The sequence below is a fragment of the Pantoea sp. CFCC18177 genome (genome assembly GCF_059412425.1).
In genome coordinates, this window is record NZ_JBNBPL010000012.1 from 1 (window position 1) to 17,913 (window position 17,913).

Annotated in this window: 19 protein-coding genes; 7 read left to right on the forward strand and 12 right to left on the reverse strand. The window is 52.6% G+C overall.

Translation table 11 applies throughout. The features are described from left to right. Window positions 1-503 precede the first annotated feature (503 nt). Window positions 504-761, forward strand: a complete 258-nt coding sequence (bhsA, locus tag ACPUC8_RS13765; protein WP_039336118.1) for a multiple stress resistance protein BhsA — start codon at window positions 504-506, stop codon at window positions 759-761. A gap of 62 nt (window positions 762-823) precedes the next feature. Here bhsA and ACPUC8_RS13770 read toward each other — a convergent pair whose 3' ends face one another. The 3 genes from ACPUC8_RS13770 to ynfM all read right to left on the reverse strand — a co-directional run bounded on the left by ACPUC8_RS13770 (window position 824) and on the right by ynfM (window position 4,145). Then, window positions 824-2,008: a sugar transporter gene (locus tag ACPUC8_RS13770; protein WP_039336120.1), complete on the reverse strand. Its 1,185-nt coding sequence runs from the start codon at window positions 2,006-2,008 to the stop codon at window positions 824-826. Window positions 2,009-2,464: 456 nt separating this feature from the next. Then, on the reverse strand, window positions 2,465-2,722 hold the full coding sequence (locus ACPUC8_RS13775) for a hypothetical protein (RefSeq protein ID WP_039336122.1): 258 nt from the start codon (window positions 2,720-2,722) through the stop codon (window positions 2,465-2,467). Between the two features lie 166 nt (window positions 2,723-2,888). Then, window positions 2,889-4,145, reverse strand: a complete 1,257-nt coding sequence (ynfM, locus tag ACPUC8_RS13780; protein ID WP_039336124.1) for a multidrug efflux MFS transporter YnfM/SxtP(Kp) — start codon at window positions 4,143-4,145, stop codon at window positions 2,889-2,891. A 94-nt stretch (window positions 4,146-4,239) separates the two neighbouring features. On the opposite strand from ynfM, the gene ACPUC8_RS13785 reads away from it, so the two are divergent. The 4 genes from ACPUC8_RS13785 to ACPUC8_RS13800 all read left to right on the forward strand — a co-directional run bounded on the left by ACPUC8_RS13785 (window position 4,240) and on the right by ACPUC8_RS13800 (window position 8,845). Next, window positions 4,240-5,136: a LysR family transcriptional regulator gene (locus ACPUC8_RS13785; protein ID WP_039336126.1), complete on the forward strand. Its 897-nt coding sequence runs from the start codon at window positions 4,240-4,242 to the stop codon at window positions 5,134-5,136. Window positions 5,137-5,271: 135 nt separating this feature from the next. Beyond that, the gene (gene mlc, locus ACPUC8_RS13790) at window positions 5,272-6,489 is read left to right on the forward strand and encodes a sugar metabolism global transcriptional regulator Mlc (protein WP_039336129.1); all 1,218 of its coding nucleotides are present in this window, start codon (window positions 5,272-5,274) and stop codon (window positions 6,487-6,489) included. 105 nt (window positions 6,490-6,594) lie between these two features. Beyond that, entirely contained in the window at window positions 6,595-7,299 is a 705-nt protein-coding gene (gene bioD / locus ACPUC8_RS13795) for a dethiobiotin synthase (RefSeq protein ID WP_039336131.1), read from the forward strand. Between the two features lie 175 nt (window positions 7,300-7,474). Further along, window positions 7,475-8,845 carry a nucleobase:cation symporter-2 family protein gene (locus ACPUC8_RS13800; protein WP_039336133.1) on the forward strand — a complete coding sequence of 457 codons (1,371 nt, stop codon included), beginning with the start codon at window positions 7,475-7,477 and terminating at the stop codon, window positions 8,843-8,845. Window positions 8,846-8,937: 92 nt separating this feature from the next. Here ACPUC8_RS13800 and osmV read toward each other — a convergent pair whose 3' ends face one another. Genes osmV through ACPUC8_RS13820 form a run of 4 tightly spaced genes read right to left on the reverse strand, consistent with a single transcriptional unit; the run spans window position 8,938 to window position 12,399 of the window. Beyond that, window positions 8,938-10,083, reverse strand: coding sequence for an osmoprotectant ABC transporter ATP-binding protein OsmV (gene osmV, locus ACPUC8_RS13805; RefSeq protein WP_039336135.1), 1,146 nt, complete (start codon window positions 10,081-10,083; stop codon window positions 8,938-8,940). Beyond that, complete coding sequence (osmW, locus tag ACPUC8_RS13810) at window positions 10,083-10,730, reverse strand: osmoprotectant ABC transporter permease OsmW (RefSeq protein ID WP_039336137.1); 648 nt, start codon at window positions 10,728-10,730, stop codon at window positions 10,083-10,085. Before osmW ends, osmV begins: the two co-directional genes overlap by 1 nt. Before the next feature lie 9 nt (window positions 10,731-10,739). Beyond that, window positions 10,740-11,657, reverse strand: coding sequence for a glycine betaine ABC transporter substrate-binding protein (locus ACPUC8_RS13815; RefSeq protein ID WP_197063371.1), 918 nt, complete (start codon window positions 11,655-11,657; stop codon window positions 10,740-10,742). 25 nt (window positions 11,658-11,682) lie between these two features. Further along, a complete protein-coding gene (locus tag ACPUC8_RS13820) occupies window positions 11,683-12,399 on the reverse strand; it encodes an ABC transporter permease (RefSeq protein ID WP_039336141.1) in 717 nt (238 codons plus the stop codon). 384 nt (window positions 12,400-12,783) lie between these two features. Here ACPUC8_RS13820 and ACPUC8_RS13825 point away from each other — a divergent pair, with 384 nt between their 5' ends. Further along, on the forward strand, window positions 12,784-14,244 hold the full coding sequence (locus tag ACPUC8_RS13825; RefSeq protein ID WP_058973639.1) for an MDR family MFS transporter: 1,461 nt from the start codon (window positions 12,784-12,786) through the stop codon (window positions 14,242-14,244). Window positions 14,245-14,275: 31 nt separating this feature from the next. Here ACPUC8_RS13825 and ACPUC8_RS13830 read toward each other — a convergent pair whose 3' ends face one another. Together ACPUC8_RS13830 and ACPUC8_RS13835 are read right to left on the reverse strand one after the other, a co-directional pair. Continuing rightward, entirely contained in the window at window positions 14,276-14,572 is a 297-nt protein-coding gene (locus ACPUC8_RS13830; RefSeq protein WP_058973638.1) for a DUF1161 domain-containing protein, read from the reverse strand. Between the two features lie 52 nt (window positions 14,573-14,624). Then, window positions 14,625-14,960, reverse strand: a complete 336-nt coding sequence (locus tag ACPUC8_RS13835) for a DUF1283 family protein (RefSeq protein ID WP_494926533.1) — start codon at window positions 14,958-14,960, stop codon at window positions 14,625-14,627. 130 nt (window positions 14,961-15,090) lie between these two features. Between ACPUC8_RS13835 and ACPUC8_RS13840 the strand changes: the two genes are divergently transcribed. Continuing rightward, a complete protein-coding gene (locus tag ACPUC8_RS13840; protein WP_197063370.1) occupies window positions 15,091-15,420 on the forward strand; it encodes a YnfA family protein in 330 nt (109 codons plus the stop codon). 30 nt (window positions 15,421-15,450) lie between these two features. Here ACPUC8_RS13840 and ydfG read toward each other — a convergent pair whose 3' ends face one another. From ydfG to xisR, 3 genes are all read right to left on the reverse strand, one after another. Continuing rightward, window positions 15,451-16,197, reverse strand: coding sequence for a bifunctional NADP-dependent 3-hydroxy acid dehydrogenase/3-hydroxypropionate dehydrogenase YdfG (gene ydfG / locus ACPUC8_RS13845; protein WP_039336147.1), 747 nt, complete (start codon window positions 16,195-16,197; stop codon window positions 15,451-15,453). 100 nt (window positions 16,198-16,297) lie between these two features. Continuing rightward, window positions 16,298-17,536: an Arm DNA-binding domain-containing protein gene (locus ACPUC8_RS13850; protein ID WP_494926648.1), complete on the reverse strand. Its 1,239-nt coding sequence runs from the start codon at window positions 17,534-17,536 to the stop codon at window positions 16,298-16,300. A 2-nt stretch (window positions 17,537-17,538) separates the two neighbouring features. Beyond that, the gene (gene xisR / locus ACPUC8_RS13855; RefSeq protein WP_494926534.1) at window positions 17,539-17,754 is read right to left on the reverse strand and encodes an excisionase family protein; all 216 of its coding nucleotides are present in this window, start codon (window positions 17,752-17,754) and stop codon (window positions 17,539-17,541) included. Window positions 17,755-17,913: the final 159 nt, after the last annotated feature.

The window sequence follows — 17,913 nt, forward strand, 5'->3', positions numbered from 1 at the left end:
GGTACGACCACACAAATTCAACGGCGGACTGTCGCCGGCTGAAAAAGAGAGGCAAACGCAGAAAAACCTCTGGCGGTGTCCGAAATGATTAGACCACTACAGGATGGTCATCCGCGAACGGTCCGTCCGGCACGACGTGGAAGTCGAAGGTACCGCGTCAGCGGCGCGAGGACGGCCCAGAGGGGGCAGTAGTGGCGGCAGAGCCCGCACTGACAAGACAGGCCACTTATTAATAAGCAGCCTGAGTTCTTAACAGACAAGGATTATGCAAGCGCCGCAGTTTTTAGCAGTACTGGACTTTGCCCGTTTGTGCTTTTTCGGTTTGCCACCCCTCATACGGATAAGTGAAAAAGGGCTGCGAAGCCCATAATCACGCCACTCCCCGTTAAAATAATGGTCGTTAATAAAATGATTGACGCCGGTGCGACTCCGGCGTTAGCATTTACTTAACAGTTGTTAAGTAAATTCAACCCACCCATTTCATCTGCATAAGAGAGACGATCATGAAAAGCATCAAAATGACATTAGCCGCTGTAGCCCTGTCTTCAATCGCGTTTGGTAGCATGGCTGCTGAGTTAGTGAACGAAGCACCTTTAAACCAGCAACAAGTTGGCGTGATTAGCGCGTCGGGTAGCACCAATCTGACTTCACTTGAGAATCAGCTATCGGAGAAGGCGAATGCTGCCGGAGCAAAGTCGTTCCGCATCACTTCGACCTCTGGCAACAACAAGCTAAATGGCACAGCAGTCATTTATAATTAATTAACCGATGCGCAGTGAAAGGCGCAGGGGCGCACAGTGTGTGCCCCTGGTTTTTTTCAGTGTTAACCGTTTGAACGCAACTGCGGATAACGACGGAAAATGGTGATACACCAGATTAAAGCCACCAGGCCAATGACCCCGCCCACATTACCCACGTCCGACATCTTCATATGCAGGCTGACCTGATTACCCAGCAGGGCACCCGCGCCAATCCCAATGTTATAAATGCCAGAGAACAGTGACATTGCCACATCCGTTGCATCAGGGGCCAGCGACAGCACGCGCACTTGCATCGCCAGACCAATCATCATCATCGCCATACCCCAGAAAATACAGACCAGGGTAATTGCGGCTGGGCGAACGGCGGCGAACACCAGTAAACCCATGCTCAATGTGATAATGGCGATCGCAGCCAGTAATAATCCAGAGGGGAATTTATTACCCAGGGTGCTGAATAACACACTGCCGATAATGCCTGCCGTACCAAACAGCAGTAACAGCAGGGTGGTGAAGTTCTCATCGGCATTGGCAACCACCTGCATAAATGGCTCGATGTAACTGTAAGCGGTGTAGTGCGCCGTGACCACCAAGGTCACGAGCAGGTACATGGCCACCAGCGCCGGGCGACGGAACAGCATCGGCACACTACTCAGGGAACCCGTATGCTCACTCGGCAGGCGTGGCAGAATGCGCACCAGCAGGATCAACAGTACCAGCGCTGACAAACCAATCATGCCGAAGGTGGTGCGCCAGCCTAGATACTGCCCAACGATACGACCAATCGGTACACCCAGCACCATCGCCAGCGCAGTACCCGTTGCCAGCATGCTCAAGGCTTGCGTTTTCTTACCGGCTGGGGCGACGCGAATCGCCAATGAAGCGGTAATCGACCAAAACACCGCATGCGCCAGGGCAATACCGATGCGTGAAATCACCAGTGAAGTGAAGTCCCAGGCCACGGAAGAGAGGACATGGCTGGCGATGAACAGAATAAACAGCACCGCCAGTAGCAAACGACGCTCAATGTTGCGCGTTAACAGCATCAACGGCAGGGAGAGTAGCGCAACGACCCAGGCGTAAATCGTCAGCATGATACCAACGTCGGCGGTCTTCATGGCGTAACTGGCGGCGATATCCGACAGCAGGCCAACCGGGACAAATTCAGTGGTGTTAAACACAAAAGCGGCAATAGCCAGCAGCACGACACGTAGCCAGGCTGTTTTACGTGAGACGGTAGTTGATTGCATGGAGTTCAAATCGGTCAACAGCGAGTGAGGGGGTGAAACGCACCCGATTAAGTGACCTAAGTCACAAACTGACGCTATTGTGGAGCATTAATGAGCGGATGAAAACCGTTGGCAGGGTTTTTATTACTGAATATTTTTTATCTCTAAAGCCGGAGTTAATAGCCTGAGGTTATTATCAATTCTTGCGGTTACCACACAATTGCAACCGATGGCAACGCATAGCGCTCTACCCGTCATACTTCAAACCGCAGCTGCGTTGGCTGCGCGTGCTCACCCCAGTCACTTACTGATGTAAGCTCTTGGGGATTCACCCACTTGCCGCCATACTGCAATTCGAATTATTTTGGGTATATAAGAGCCACGGAAAATTAAGCCGACTGTTTCTGTATTAGAACGATGTGACAGCCGTGCTTAACAAAACCCTATAAGCGCTATGCCATTGTCAAACCACTATTATCAGAGTCTCACCATATGTTTTAGCGCCACGCTATGTTGAGTGGTCAGGTTTTTTTTTACCGCCACCGGGCAGCAGTGTTCACACCCCATCGCGCTGGCGTAAAACTTTCTTGCTTGCTGGATCGCGGCGGTCGCGGTGTAGAAAGTGCCGAGAAAACGCCGTGCGCCATCGGATGGCAGGAAGGGGCATCCCGTTGCGTGCACCACATGATTGTCGTTATAGCCTGCGTGCTTATCGACGTAATAGTAAAGCTCCATCGAACGTCCTCATTGCTGTGAAAAAAAAAGTCTAACTATTGTTGGAATAAAATGAATTATAGCGATGAATAGACGCTTTGTTTTATGTGGGACTGTTTGATCGCCGGTTTTTATGGGCTGCGGTGAGAAACGGGGCCCTGCGGCCCCGAATAAAGGATGAAGGGTATTAAAGTTTACGGCACTGTAAGCGCCAGCCGACGAAGAGCGCCAGGAGCAGTAGCACGCTGATAAAGGCGGTCACACCCATCCAGCCATAATTGTGCCAGAACACGCCGCCTAAAGTTCCTGCCACGCTGGAACCCACGTAATAACTGAACAAGTAGAGTGAAGAGGCCTGGCCTTTCGCGCGGCGCGCGCGCGGGCCAATCCAGCCACTGGCGACAGAGTGCGCGGCAAAGAACCCAGCGGTGAACAGCATCATGCCGGGTAAAATGACCCAGAGTGAGTTGAATGCGGTAAGCAACAGTCCTGCCAGCATAATGGCGGTTGCGCCAATCATCACCGGACCGCGGCCAAAACGGCTGGTCATGGCACCGGCTTTAGGTGAACTCCATGAGCCGGTCAGATAGACCACTGACAACAGACCGACTACTGCCTGACTGAGTGACCAGGGCGCACTCAACAACCGATAGCCAATGTAGTTAAAGAGCGTGACAAACGCGCCCATCAACAAAAAACCTTCGGCAAACAGGAAGGGCAGCCCTTTATCTCGCCAGTGCAGACGAAAATTGATCAGCAAACTACGCGGTCGCAGTGACGCGGGGCGGAAATGACGTGATGCAGGCAAGATCTTCCAGAACATCAGTGCACCGGCCAGTGAGAAACAGCCAATCACACCAACGGCAACACGCCATGAAAAGAAATCAGTCAGCACACCGGTCAACAGGCGTCCGCTCATCCCACCAATCGAGTTACCACTAATATACAGCCCCATGGAGAAGGCGATGACTCGTGGATGGATCTCTTCACTCAGATAGGTCATACCGACCGCCGCGACTCCGCTCAGTGACAAGCCAATCAGCGCACGCATCAGCAGAATCCCTTGCCAGCTGGTCATGGTGGCGGAGATCAACGTGCAGATGGCTGCCAGCATTAATGCCGTCACCATCACGGATTTTCGGCCAACGGCATCAGAAATAGGGCCGGTGAACAGCAAACCCAGAGCCATTAATCCGGTGGACAGGGATAACGAGATACTACTTTCAGCAGGAGACACGCCAAACTGTTGCGACAATACTGGAAGAATTGGCTGGACACAGTACAGCAACGCAAAGGTGGCCAGTCCGGCAGAAAACAGGGCCAGCGTGACGCGCATAAACTGCGGCGATCCGCGTTCTATCCATTCTGAAGGGGGTGTGGCGGAAACAGGCTTAACGGACAGCTCGTCTTCATCGAGTGTCACTGCCTGGGGAGAGCGACTCACGGAAAATCCTCGGTTTAGAAACAGTCTGAATACTGTAGAAAAGCCGTAATAGGTTGTACAATATATTAATAATCTCAAATGAGACGTTGTAAATATGAATGTCGAGCTGCGACATCTGCGGTATTTCATTGCCGTAGCAGAAGAGCTGCATTTTGGACGCGCCGCTCAGCGATTAAATATCTCTCAACCGCCGCTCAGCCAGCAGATACAGCAGCTGGAGCGGGAAATGGATGCGCAACTTTTTACCCGCACCAATCGAAGCGTGCAGCTTACCCCTGCTGGGGAACTCTTCTTGCAGGACGCCCGTGCGATACTATTACAGATTGAGCAAGCGGCGAGTCGTGCGGCGCGTATCCACAGTGGGCAAGAGGGAGAGTTAAGGATTGGCTTTACCTCATCTGCACCTTTTACCGGTCTGGTTTCAGATGCGCTTTATCAGTTTCGCCAGCGCTGGCCGGAAGTGCACATCCAGATGCAAGAAAACAATACGCGACAGCAGTTAGCGCCGCTGCATGAGGGGCGGCTTGATCTTGGCGTGATGCGCAATACGCCACTGCCGAATGATCTGCAACATCGGGTACTGCTACGCGAACCGCTTTGCGCGCTGGTGCACTGGGCCCATCCACTTGCCGATGCCGAATCGATCTCGATTCAGGCGCTGGCCACTGAACCCTTTGTCTTTTTTGATCCACAGGGCGGTACCGCACTGTATGGCGAAACCCTGGCACTGCTTCATCGTTACCAAATAAAACCCTTTATTACGCAGGAAGTGGGGGAAGCGATGACGATCCTCGGCCTGGTGGCGACGGGTTTAGGGGTATCGATCTTGCCCGCTTCGTTTCGTCGTGCGCGTCTCGCCGATGTGGTTTGGATTCCGTTGCAGGAGGCCGATGCGATTTCAGAGGTTTGGTTGGTCTGGTCAGCCACGCGTGAACCCAGCGCTCAGATGCGTAATATGATGGCGCTAATGCTGCACAACGCGGAAATTTGAACCGTCTGGTGAATAATGGCCCAGTCTTTATGTGCGATAAATCACATTTCTAATCAAATATTTGACGCTGCCTGCCAATCTGCATCACCATAGCTGCTGTTTATTTAGAAGCGCGAAAATATCCGGGAGCAGGGCGTGAATCTGGACAGTCAGCCTGGCCACATTGATCAAATTAAACAGACCAACGCAGGTGTGGTTTACCGACTGATTGACCATTACGGCCCGATTTCTCGTATTGAGCTTTCTAAACGTGCCCAGCTGGCACCCGCCAGTATCACCAAAATCGTGCGTGAAATGCTCGATGCGCATCTGGTACAGGAAACCGAATTTCAGGAACCCGGCAGTCGTGGACGCCCGGCAATCGGCCTAATTCTTGATACCTTTGCCTGGCACTACCTTGCGGTGCGCATTCAGCCGGGACATATCACATTGACACTTCGCGACCTCAGTAGTCGGGCGTTGCAGGAAGATCGTTTACCGCTGCCCAATCAGGCCGGGCAACCTCTATTGCAAACCTTGCAGAATCAGGTGAATGATTTTTTCGTTCGCCACCAGCACAAACTTGAGCGTTTAACCGCCATTGCCATCACCTTGCCGGGTTTAATTAACGCGGCCACCGGCGTGGTACATCGCATGCCGGGATATGATGTGCAGGAGATGCCACTCGGAGAGACACTCGCCACGCTGACGGGCTTACCGGTGTTTGTACAGCACGATATTTCAGCCTGGACGTTAGCGGAGGCGCTGTTTGGTGCCTCGCGTGGGGCACAGGATGTGATTCAGATTGTGATTGATGAAACGGTCGGTGCTGGCGTGATCAGTGGTGGTCAGCTACTGCATAAGCGCGGGAAAGCGCTGGTCGAAATCGGTCATACGCAGATCGACCCTTACGGCCAGCAATGCTATTGCGGCAATCACGGCTGTCTGGAAACGGTTGCCAGCACGGGCAGCTTACTGCAGCTGGCGGCGCAGCGCATGGCCACGCAGCCGGATACGGTGTTGCACAACACCCCCCTGACCATCTCCTCGTTGTGTGAGGCCGCGCAGCAGGGGGATCGGCTGGCCCGGGATGTTATCGCCGGTGTGGGGCATCACATCGGACGCATGTTGGCGATGATGGTTAATATCTTCAATCCACAACAAATCCTTATTGGTTCTCCGCTGAATCAGGCTGCCGATGTGCTGTTTCCCGCGGTGAGCAGTACTATCCGCCAACAGGCGTTGCCCGCATACAGCCGGGATATCCAGCTTGCGCCCACCAGTTTCACTGATCCCGGCACGCATGGCGCGGCTGCGCTTATCAAGGATTCGCTCTACAGCGGTCATTTATTGGTGAAACTGTTGCAAGGTTAACCTCAGCTCGCCTTTAGTTTGCGCTAACGCAATCTGCCGCTCACCGCAATTCCTTACACTGCCTCCTTCGCAAGTTACACATCGCTTCAATGAAGGAGGAAAAAGATGAGCACCATCTTTGTCACCGGTACCGACACGGCGGTGGGTAAAACCGTCGTGTCACGCGCGCTGTTACAGTGTTTTGCCAAAGCGGAACTTTGCGCGGCAGGTTACAAACCTGTCGCTAAGAGCGCGCAGCACACCCCTGACGGGTTGCGTAATAAAGATGCACTGCTGCTGCAGCAAGCGTCAGGCCTTGAACTCCCCTACAGTGCGGTGAACCCCATTACTCTGGCAGAAGACGAAATCAGCACCAGCCCGGCACAACGCATTGATTATGCGCTGTTGAGCCGTAGTCTGGCGGAATTACAACAGCGTGCAGCGAGAGTGGTGGTTGAGGGAACGGGCGGCTGGCGGAGCCTGATGAATGATTTGCAACCGCTGTCAAATTGGGTGCAGCAGGAACAGTTACCCGTGGTGTTAGTGGTGGGGATTAAAGAGGGCTGTATTAGCCATACTTTACTGACCGCAGAAACCATTGCGCGCGATGGTTTGCCGTTAATCGGATGGGTGGCGAACCGTATTAACCCAGGCCTTGCCCATTACGCTGAGATCATTGACGTTCTGCGCGAAAAACTTGGCGCGCCCCTTTTGGGTGAACTTCCTTACTTACCGCGTGCCGAACAACGTGAGTTGTCTGGGTACCTGGATATTTCACTTTTACAGCCTGCACAATCGCACCTTGGTAGTGCAATGACGGCTGAGGCGTGAAACTAAGTGATGCAAATGGCGCTAAGTTGAATCTAAGGTTTCTGGTTCAGCTTAGCTTCATCATTGATTTAATCTGTTTTTATTCAAATCGTTAGAAAAATTTTCTGCCTGTCAGGTGGCGATGGCGTGATTCATGCATCAGCAATGCTGATGAATATTCTGCCGGAGCACCCTTATGTCGCATTCTCAAAAAGGTTTGTTGTATGGGTTAGACGCCCGTATTGGTCTTGCCCCCGCTTTCTTTGCGGCACTGCAGCACGTGTTGGCCAGCGTGGTAGGAATTATTACGCCCCCACTGATTATCGGCTCCGTGCTCGGGTTGCAAAGCTACATTCCTTATTTGATCAGCATGTCCTTACTGGTTTCAGGATTAGGCACCTTTCTGCAGGCGCGCCGCTTTATGGGCATTGGCGCCGGGATGATTTGCCTGCAAGGCACCAGTTTTGCGTTTCTCGGCGTGATTTTATCCGGTGGCTTGATGGTGAAGGCGCGCGGTGGATCGCCGGAGGATATTATGGCAATGATCATGGGGTGCAACTTCGTCTCCGCGTTTATCCCGATGTTGATCAGCCGCTGTGCGACCACATTGAGAAAAGTACTGACTCCGGTTGTGACCGGAACCGTGATTACCTTGATCGGTATCAGCCTGATTAAGGTGAGTATCACCGATTGGGCTGGCGGGCACAGCGCCACCGACTTCGGCGCGCCGGGTAATCTGGCGTTGGGTGCACTGACGCTGCTGGTGATTATTGTACTCAACCGTTCGCGCAATCGCTGGACACGTCTGGTGGCGGTAGTAGCAGGAATTGCCGTGGGCTGCCTGGCCGCTGCGTTGACCGGGCATATGCCGATCAAACCGATGTCTGGGGATCACTGGCTGGTATTGCCATCCTTCTTCCACTTTGGCTTCAGCTTTGACTGGACGATCTTTGTGCCGATTGCGCTGGTTTCAGTGATCTGTGTGATTGAGGCGGTAGGGGATTTGACCGCGAACTGTCTGATCTCACAGCAGCCGATTGAAGGAGAAAGTTTCCAGCGGCGTTTGCAGGGCGGCATCCTGGCCGACGGCGTGAGCTGCTTGCTGGCATCCATCTTCTCTGCTTTCCCCAACACCACCTTTGCGCAGAATAATGGTGTGATTCAGATGACCGGCGTCGCCAGCCGCTATGTGGGGATGGTGATTGGCGTGATGCTGCTCCTGCTCGGCGTATTCCCGGTGATTGGCAATCTGTTGCAACAGATACCGCCGCCGGTCTTGGGCGGAGCCACACTGGTGATGTTTGGCAGTGTCGTTGCCGCAGGTATCCGTGTGATGACGCAATCCCCGCTGGAGCGGCGTGAAATGCTGATCGTTGCGGTCTCCTTTGGCATTGGTTTAGGCGTAGAAGCGGTACCCGATGTACTGAAACAGTTCCCGCTGTTGGTGAGTAATCTGTTTGGCCATGCGGTGACCACCGGTGGCATTCTGGCGATTGTACTGAACGTGGTACTGCCTTCAGAGCGAGGGGATGAGTTAGCGGTGGAGGCGGTGGAGGAGTCTCATTGATTGAGGATGAATCGTTAGTGGTCGCCATAAATGGCGACCCTACGACGAGCGGGTGAGGTTTTTGTAGGGTGCGCATTAATGCGCACCTGGACTTATGGAACTTGAGGATTCAATCGGCGGCGCGTGCGTCCGGAACTCAGATAATCCGCGATATAGTCCTGTGAAATCTCACCACTGTAACGACCTTCCTCGTCGACGATCGGCATCCACACGGTGTTGTGCTCATACAACTTGGAGAGTACCACACGCAGATTCTCCTCCGCTTTCCCTGTCACCTTAAAGGTATGCAGCATCTCCTCGCAGCGGCCGGTTGCACCTCGTGCTTCGCGGCGTTTCACAAAGCCCAGTGGCTTACCGTCTTCATCAACCACAGTGACAGAACGCATATCATTGTCATCCATGGTGGCAAAAGCATCGAGCAGTGGGGTGCTGCGCTGCACGGTAATGGTCGGCTGCTGATCGGTAACATCTCCCGCCTGGACTAACAGCAGGCGCTTCAGGGTACGGTCCTGTCCGACAAACGAACCAACAAAATCATTGGCCGGTTTTGCCAGTAATTCATCTGGGCTCGCGCACTGCACAATCTTACCCTGACCAAATACCGCAATACGGTCACCCAGTTTAAGTGCTTCATCAATATCATGGCTCACCAGCATCACGGTCTTTTTCAACTGACGCTGCATCTCCAGAAATTCATTCTGAATCACTTCACGGTTAATCGGGTCGACGGCACCAAAAGGCTCATCCATCAGCAACACCGGTGGATCAGCGGCCAATGCGCGGATCACGCCAATACGCTGCTGTTGTCCACCCGACATCTCACGCGGATAGCGGTGGAGAAATTTTGTTGGGTCCAGTGCCACCATGCTCATCAACTCGGTCGCACGCTCACGGCAGCGCTTCTTATCCCAGCCCAGCATGCGCGGTACTACCGTAATGTTCTCTTCAATGGTCATGTTCGGGAACAGACCAATCTGTTGGATGACGTAGCCAATATTACGACGCAGCGTCACGGTATCTTGTCCGCTGGTATCTTCACCGTTAATCAAAATCTTGCCGCTGCTGGCTGGGATCAAACGGTTAATCATTTTTAAGGTGGTGGTTTTGCCACAGCCAGAAGGGCCGAGTAGCACACACATCTCACCGGCGGGCACTTCCAGGCTAACGTTATCGACGGCGTTAAAGGACGTGCCGTTCTTCTGCGTAAAGGTTTTCGTCAGGTTTTCCAGCTTTATCATTATCGAATCCCCTTAGGAGTCAGCGCCGACTGCAAACGGTGCAGTAGCCAATCAAGTACAATTGCTAACAAACAAATCATCAGTGCGCCCGCAATTAACATGCGCACGTCGCTGCCGCTAATGCCATCAAGCAGTTGCAGACCCAGACCGCCCGCGCCAATCACGGCGGCGATCGCCATTACGCCAACGTTCATCACCACCGCAGTACGAATACCGCCAAAAATCACTGGCAATGCCATCGGAATCTCCACCCAGCGCAAGCGCTGCCAGAAGGTCATGCCAATGCCGCGACCTGCTTCGCGCAAACCCGGCGACAAATTCTCCAGTGCTGTGTGGGTGTTGCGCACAATCGGCAGTAATGAGTAGAGGAACACCGCACAAATAGCGGGAAGTGCACCAATGCCCTGACCGATCATCGAGAACAGGGGGATCATCAGGCCAAACAGGGCGATGGTAGGAATGGTGAGCACAATAGTGGCAATGCCAAGAATCGGGGTAGCCAGCCATTTAAATCGCACAATCAAAATGCCCAGAGGGACGCCAACGATGATGGCGCATCCGACCGCCACCAGCACCAACCAGGTATGCTGCCAGGTCAGAGCCATCAAGGTATGCCAATTGCCCATCATGTAATGCAAAGTATCCATGATGCCTCCTTACAGCAGGTTTTTAGATTTCAGGAAATCACGCGCCACCTGCTCAGGGGACTGGTGATCAATATCGACACGTTTGTTCATCTCGGTAATCGCTTCATCAGTGATTAAAGGCGAGAGTTGATTCAGTGCCGCTTCCAGGCCGGGATGGCTGTCGAGTACGTCTTGGCGCACCACTGGCGTGACGTTGTAACTTGGGAAGAAGTGTTTGTCATCTTCCAGAACTTTGAGTTCAAAGCCTTTTACGCGGCCATCGGTGGTGTAAATCAAACCCGCATCGACAAAACCATCACGCACAGCGTTATAGACCAGGCCGGGGTCCATCTGACGAATTTGCGGGCGATCCAGCGGCATGTTGTAGGCTTTCTGCAGCGGTTTCAGGCCATCCGAACGTCCAGAGAACTCCAAATCCAGCCCCAGCTTCCAGTTATGATCGGGATCGTTCTTGCGTATCTCTTCCAGCTTCGCCACCAGCTGCGACATGGTGCTGATACCTTCTTTGTCAGCGCGGGCACGCGTCATAGCAAAAGCGTAGGTGTTGTTCATGGGCGCAGGATCGAGCCAGATTAAACCGAGTTTGGCATCAAGCTGTTTCACCGTTTTATAGGCTTCTTCAGAGGACATCGGTTTATTGATGTGATTAAAGATGATCAGAGACGTACCGGTGTACTCCCAGGTCATATCAATCTGTTTATTGATCATCGCATTGCGACCAATGGTGGTGGCGATATTGGTTTTCGGCACCACCTGAAAACCCTTCTTCTGTAGCCACATTACCGTCATCGCGGAAAGAATGTGCTGTTCGGTAAAGCTCTTGGTGGCCATGACAATCGGTGTGGCTGCCGCAGCGGTCTGGCTGATAGCCAGTGTGGCGGCCAGTGCCAGCGCAGTGTGCCTGGCCCAGCGTGTTAAACAATGCATCTTACCCATCACTTAGCTCCTTGTGTTAAGCCGCAGAGTGCGGGCTGAGGAAATGTCCCAATGCTGCCAGCAGCATATCGAGGATCAGGGCAAACAGCGCTGTTGCCACTGCACCGAGGATCAGGGTTGGGAAGTCATTGAGATAGATGCCAGGGAAAATCAGTTCGCCATAGCTGCTGGCACCAATCAGAAATGCCAGCGGCGCAGTACCCACGTTAATCGCTGTGGCGATACGCACACCAGCCAGAATGACCGGCAAGGCATTGGGGATTTCCACCTGCATCAAACGTTGGAATTTGGTCATGCCGATACCGTTGGCGGCTTCAATCAGCGACGGCGGCACCGCGCTTAAGCCGGCATAGGTATTGCGCACAATCGGTAGTAATGAAGCGAGGAACAGGGCGATCAATGCCGGACGATCACCAATGCCGACAATCACCATCGCCAGCGCCAATACGGCAAGCGGAGGCAGGGTATTACCGACATTGAAAATCTGCATCACATACTCAGCCCAACGGCGAGCAAAGGGGCGACTCAGTAAGATCCCGCTGGGAATGCCGACCAGCAGTGCGAAGAACATCGACCAGAAAACCAAAAACAGATGCTGCTGACCCAGGTAAATCAGGTCTTCTTTACGGTCACGCAGGGTATTGAGTCCGATGCCCCAAACCAGCAGCGCAATCACCGCAACAATGGCCAGCAGTGCCAGCCCGGTTCGGCGGACGAGCGATGCATTTTGCATGCAAGTGTCTCCCTGATTCAAAAATTCGTTTGATATGGTGGTGCCATTCTCAGGATGTCAGCGTAACGCCTAAGACGTTGCGTACGAAAATCCTTCACCCTGTCAAAATGCAGATAAAATGACTCTTCCAGACTTCTTTCTCAGTGAATAACTGGAAAGAGGCTTTAAAAGCTATAGCAATGCTTACCGTAATGCGCCAGTTTTTACGTTAAAATCAGGCAGATAGAAAAGAGGCGAAAATGCGGTGAACCCGCATGAAATAAGGCATCATCCAACAATAAAAAAAATTCATCGATATGGGTGACGTTGTCACAAATGGAAGCACGCAGAGGAAACTCATCTGGTGGAAAATCAGCTAGCCTTGAAGGTAAAAAAGGGAGACGTATGACTGAAACTGCACAATTGAATACGGAACATCGCCACTGGATCCTCATCGCCTGCATGTTAGCCATGTTTATGGCGGCGATCGAAGTCACCATCGTTGCTACCGCTATGCCTACGATCATTGCTGAACTTGGCGGTTTTTCGCAGTTCGGCTGGGTATTCTCTATCTATCTGCTGACTCAGGCCGTGAGCGTACCTTTATACGGTCGACTGGCGGATATGTGGGGGCGGAAACGGTTATTTTTCATTGGTGTCTCGCTGTTTCTCATCGGTTCGGTGCTGTGCGGGTTTGCGCATACCATGACGTGGCTGATTCTGTTCCGTGCGTTTCAGGGCCTGGGTGCCGGGGCGATTATGCCGCTCACCACCACCATCGTGGCCGATATCTACTCACCCCGCGAACGCGCCAGCGTGCAGGGTTGGCTTTCAAGCGTGTGGGGCGTGGCGGCCATCATCGGACCCTTAAGTGGTGCCTGGCTGGTACAGCATTTTAATTGGTCAGTCATTTTCTGGATAAATGTGCCGATCGGTTTGTTCTCCATCTTTCTGTTGGCAAAATTCCTGCCCGCGCGCGAACATCACACAGGCGCGAAGCTCAATCTCACCGGCAGCTGCTGGCTGATGATCTGCGTCACGGCACTGTTGGTGGCGCTGTTACAAGCGGATGCACTGGGTTACTGGCTGTTGGCATTTCTGCTATTAGCGCTGTTGGCCGGCTGGCAATTGAAGCAGCACGAACAGCGTGCTGCCGCGCCGCTGTTTCCCTTGGCCATCTGGCGTAGCCGATTGATTGTGGCGGGCAATGCCGGAAATCTGATTATTGGCGCCACCATGATGGGCATCAGCGCTTTTCTGCCAACGTGGATCCAAGGAATTAACGGTGGCACGCCGTTGCAGGCGGGAAGTGCGCTGGCGATGATGTCCATTGGCTGGCCGCTGGCGAGTACCCTCAGTGGCAGATTAATGCTGGTCACCTCGTATCGCTTCACTGCTCAACTGGGGGCCTTTTTACTCATCGCGGGCAGTGCACTGTTGCTGTTGTTACGCGCCGACAGCTCAATTATGCAGGCGGGGTTCACGGCATTTGTGATTGGCACTGGCATGGGTATGACCAGCACCACTTTCCTGGTCTCGGTGCAGAACCATGCGCACTACGAAATTCGCGGCATCTGTACTGCATCAATCATGTTTAGCCGCATGCTGGGTTCGGCGGTGGGCACGGCGCTGATGGGAGCGGTGCTGAATTTCAACCTTGCACTGCGTCTGCCGCAGGCCGACGATCCGATGCAAAAAATCATGTCGCATGAGAGCCGTCAGGCACTGCCGGAAGGCACGCTGCATAACTGGATTGGTCAGATTGCCACGTCACTGCATTGGGTGTTTGTGGTCGCGCTGCTGATTGCCATGCTGACACTGTGGATTGCATGGCTGATGCCACGCCAAAGGCCGGAAGCCGAATAGAAAAGGGCGGCTGAGTGCCGCCCGGTAAGCATTACTGTGCAGGGGTATCTTGTGAGCTGCCTGCGCTGGCCGGAACATTGCTTTCCGCATCACGGCCATTCTTCTTGTAGACGATTTTCTGAGTATCATTCTCGCAGTGGCCCACCACCTGACCGCCAGCCTGATCGGCCTGGTCATTGGGGACGATATCCAGCGAGAAGTCCGATTCGGCCACGCCATTATTGACGATCTTCTTACTAATATCGGCTTTAACGCTTTCACAGGATGCTTGGGCCAATACTGGCAGAGCCAGCATCGCCATCAACACAACGGCATTACGTTTTTTCATCACACTCTCCTTGGTTCTGAATTCCCATGAAAACTATAGCAGCAACAGCGAATTAAGGTGCGACAGTACGCCCAGTGCGGCGATCAAGGCAACGCAGGGTATTGGGTTCCCAATAGGCGTTCACGTTGTAGCTCTTTTCACAGGCGTCACGGGTATCAAAAGCTTTGTCCGCTTTATCAAACTCTTTCTCCACGCGCGTATTGACCTTACCGCGCAGATTTTTCGTGTCATTCCATTGTTCCTGGCTTTGACGTGCCGCTTCATTGCTGGCAGCACTGTTACCATCTTCAATGATCACGCGGTCAGTTTTAGCCACAGCCAATGGCGCGGTCAGCAGCACGCTGGAAGTCAATACGGCAGCCAGCAGGGCAGAAAACAGATTTTTCATTGTCATTTCCTTAAGTTAACACCAGCACAGCCGCTTGGTCGGCTGTCACAACCATGGGCGTTAGTATATCATCGCTGCTTCTTTACTCACCAGCGGTGAGCCGTTTGTTTAACCTGGAGTGAACATTTTTATGCTGGTGAAAACCACGTTGCTGTTTTTTATCACTGCGATTGCCGAAATTGTTGGCTGTTTCTTGCCGTGGCTGTGGTTGAAGAAAGGCATGACAGCATGGTTATTGATCCCTGCTGCTGCGAGCCTCGCCCTGTTTGTCTGGCTGCTGACGTTGCACCCGGCCGCCAGTGGACGTGTGTACGCGGCCTACGGCGGTGTCTACGTGATGACAGCACTCATCTGGCTGCGCGTGGTGGATGGCGTAAAGCTCAGTACCTGGGATTGGGTTGGCGCGCTGGTGGCATTCTGCGGGATGCTGATTATCGTCACGGGATGGGGTCGCGCATAGGGCACACGGCAGTGCGCCCTTGGGCATCGTTTAGCCTTTATGCACTTTCAAACCCGCGAGGGTCTGGGCCACGGGCATAATCTCTAATGTATTGATGTTAACGTGTTTAGGCAGGGTGGTTACCCAGTAAACGGCTTCAGTCACGTCTTCCGCGGTCAGTGCGGTAGTGCCTTCGTAAACCGCATCGGCGCGACCATCGTCACCTTTGAAACGCACGTTGGAGAACTCGGTGCCACCTACTAAACCAGGCTCAATATCGGTAACACGCAGCGCCGTGCCGTGTAAATCAGTGCGCAGGTTGAGGCTGAACTGACGGACGAAGGCCTTGGTTGCGCCATACACGTTACCGCCCAGGTAAGGCCAGCTCCCCGCGATGGAGCCAATGTTGACGATATGACCAACATTGCGCTCCACCATGGCAGGCAGTACCGCGCGAGTCATGTACACCAAGCCTTTGTTGTTGGTGTCGATCATATTTTCCCAGTCTTCGATATTGGCTTTGTGCGCCGGTTCAACACCCAACGCCAGGCCAGCGTTGTTCACCAGCACATCAATATCGCGCCACTCAGCGGGCAGAGCTGCAATGGCTTCATCGATAGCAGCACGATTGCGCACATCCAACTGAACGGTATACAGATTGTCGCCAAGCTCATCTTTCAGCTCTTTTAAACGCTCAGCGCGGCGTCCGCTGGCGATCACCTTGTGACCTGTAGCAATGAAGCGGCGGGTGATACTTTGACCAAAACCAGCAGTAGCGCCGGTAACAAAAATAATCATCTCACTGTTCCTTAAACAATTGTACTTCAATGTTAACCAATTGATTTTAAGTATGAAAACCAATCACGAAAGTAAAAAGGGGCATACAGGGGGCATGACACTAAATTGCCAGCACAGTGTTGAGCATGTCAACCTGACTGCCGCTTAACTCTCCAATCCAGGAACCATACACATCATAAACCATCTGTGCATTCTCATGACCCATCTGGGTGGCGATGAACGTTGGATTGGCTCCGGCTGACAACATCCAGCATGCGTAGGTGTGTCTTGTCTGGTAAGGCGTTCTGCGCCGTATTCCCGCACGTTTGATTGCTGCATCCCACCGGCTGCTGATCCCGCTTGTCGAAAACCAGGGCTTATCTTCCTGTTCCAAGCGATTTGGTACAAACACAAATCGAACATTCTGCTCCTCAGTTTTCCCATACTCACGAGGATGAAACGTGATTTTTACAGCAGGCTTGTGCCCGGTCAGCTCCAGCTGAGCACGAAGAGCTGCTATGGCCGGTTTAAGAAGGTGCACAGTGCGAATGCCGGCGTTAGTCTTTGGCGGTCCGAACTGCTTAACGCTGGTAAGATTGCGCCTGACGTGGATCACGCCTTTATCAAGTTCGACATCTTCCCATGCAAGCGCTGCAAGCTCTCCGTGGCGTAGACCTGAGTACACAGCAAATGGCCATAGGTTCTTAGCCTGACCGCGTGATGCAATAATCAGTTGCTTTAACTCGTACTTGAGTAGGGGATCGGGTTTGCCCTTTATACGTTTTAACGGCTTGATACCCTCATGCGGTTTATCTTCGATAAAACCGCAGCGACAGGCGAAATCCATAACCCGACCTAACATCTGCATGTATGACTGCACAGTACGCACCTTACGGCCTTTCCTGTTCTGCTTCGAACCGTGCGCATACAATGTCATGCCATTCAGAAATTCGCTGCGATAAAAAAGAATATCGTTATGCCGGATATTCTTAATCGGGGTGCCGTCACCAACAATTCGTCGGACTACTCTTGCGGTGGCAATGTAACCTTTAAACGTGTTTGCTGAAACTTCGGGCTTTATACCCTCCATCCACATGTGTATCAATTCGCCAAAGGTTTCAATTTTTTGGGTTGTATCGAATTGCAACAGGCGGGATGAGCCAGGAAAGCGTTCATGGTAGTTGAATTCACCCAGGTTAATTTCACTGACAATAATTGTGCGTAAGCTGCCCGCTTTTTTTATATTGGCTGGCGTGTTAATCCAGCCTTTGAGCGTTTCACGGCATCTCTTACCGCGGTACATAAACCAGATGCAGATGCTCTTGTTTCTGATTTCCACACCCGTTGGTAATGCAGCCATCATCATGAATCCTGAATGAATTTGTTAATCCTTGGATAGTTGTACCAGGTCGTGCCTCTTTTGCTGTTACGATTCCCTTTAGGTGATACACGCTTAAAATGGACCCCTTCAATCCAGCAGTTAATTCTGTAATTCTCAATCTGGTTCTCATTCAGGCCAGTACGTTGCATGAGCTTAGACTGAACAATCCATTCTTCATTAAAAATGATTTGAGCCATACGGTATCTCGATCGGATTTTCGAATAATGAATATTTCATTAAAACTTAAAAGGAAATAAGTCGGGTAATGAACTGTTATGAGGGGGAAGGAATGGACAGCTCTATTAAAAGCCAGCTGACCTCAGCCACGAGAGAAATCCTTCCTCGTATGTCGGTCA

Coding starts and splice junctions, on each gene's coding strand:
- ACPUC8_RS13830 (WP_058973638.1), bottom strand. CDS start 14,572: ATGAAAAAACGTAATGCCGTTGTGTTGATGGCGATGCTGGCTCTGCCA.
- ACPUC8_RS13785 (WP_039336126.1), top strand. CDS start 4,240: ATGAATGTCGAGCTGCGACATCTGCGGTATTTCATTGCCGTAGCAGAA.
- ACPUC8_RS13770 (WP_039336120.1), bottom strand. CDS start 2,008: ATGCAATCAACTACCGTCTCACGTAAAACAGCCTGGCTACGTGTCGTG.
- ACPUC8_RS13775 (WP_039336122.1), bottom strand. CDS start 2,722: ATGGAGCTTTACTATTACGTCGATAAGCACGCAGGCTATAACGACAAT.
- osmW (WP_039336137.1), bottom strand. CDS start 10,730: ATGGATACTTTGCATTACATGATGGGCAATTGGCATACCTTGATGGCT.
- osmV (WP_039336135.1), bottom strand. CDS start 10,083: ATGATAAAGCTGGAAAACCTGACGAAAACCTTTACGCAGAAGAACGGC.
- ACPUC8_RS13840 (WP_197063370.1), top strand. CDS start 15,091: ATGCTGGTGAAAACCACGTTGCTGTTTTTTATCACTGCGATTGCCGAA.
- xisR (WP_494926534.1), bottom strand. CDS start 17,754: ATGGCTCAAATCATTTTTAATGAAGAATGGATTGTTCAGTCTAAGCTC.
- ACPUC8_RS13820 (WP_039336141.1), bottom strand. CDS start 12,399: ATGCAAAATGCATCGCTCGTCCGCCGAACCGGGCTGGCACTGCTGGCC.
- ACPUC8_RS13815 (WP_197063371.1), bottom strand. CDS start 11,657: ATGCATTGTTTAACACGCTGGGCCAGGCACACTGCGCTGGCACTGGCC.
- bioD (WP_039336131.1), top strand. CDS start 6,595: ATGAGCACCATCTTTGTCACCGGTACCGACACGGCGGTGGGTAAAACC.
- ACPUC8_RS13850 (WP_494926648.1), bottom strand. CDS start 17,536: ATGGCTGCATTACCAACGGGTGTGGAAATCAGAAACAAGAGCATCTGC.
- bhsA (WP_039336118.1), top strand. CDS start 504: ATGAAAAGCATCAAAATGACATTAGCCGCTGTAGCCCTGTCTTCAATC.
- ACPUC8_RS13825 (WP_058973639.1), top strand. CDS start 12,784: ATGACTGAAACTGCACAATTGAATACGGAACATCGCCACTGGATCCTC.
- ydfG (WP_039336147.1), bottom strand. CDS start 16,197: ATGATTATTTTTGTTACCGGCGCTACTGCTGGTTTTGGTCAAAGTATC.
- ACPUC8_RS13835 (WP_494926533.1), bottom strand. CDS start 14,960: ATGAAAAATCTGTTTTCTGCCCTGCTGGCTGCCGTATTGACTTCCAGC.
- ACPUC8_RS13800 (WP_039336133.1), top strand. CDS start 7,475: ATGTCGCATTCTCAAAAAGGTTTGTTGTATGGGTTAGACGCCCGTATT.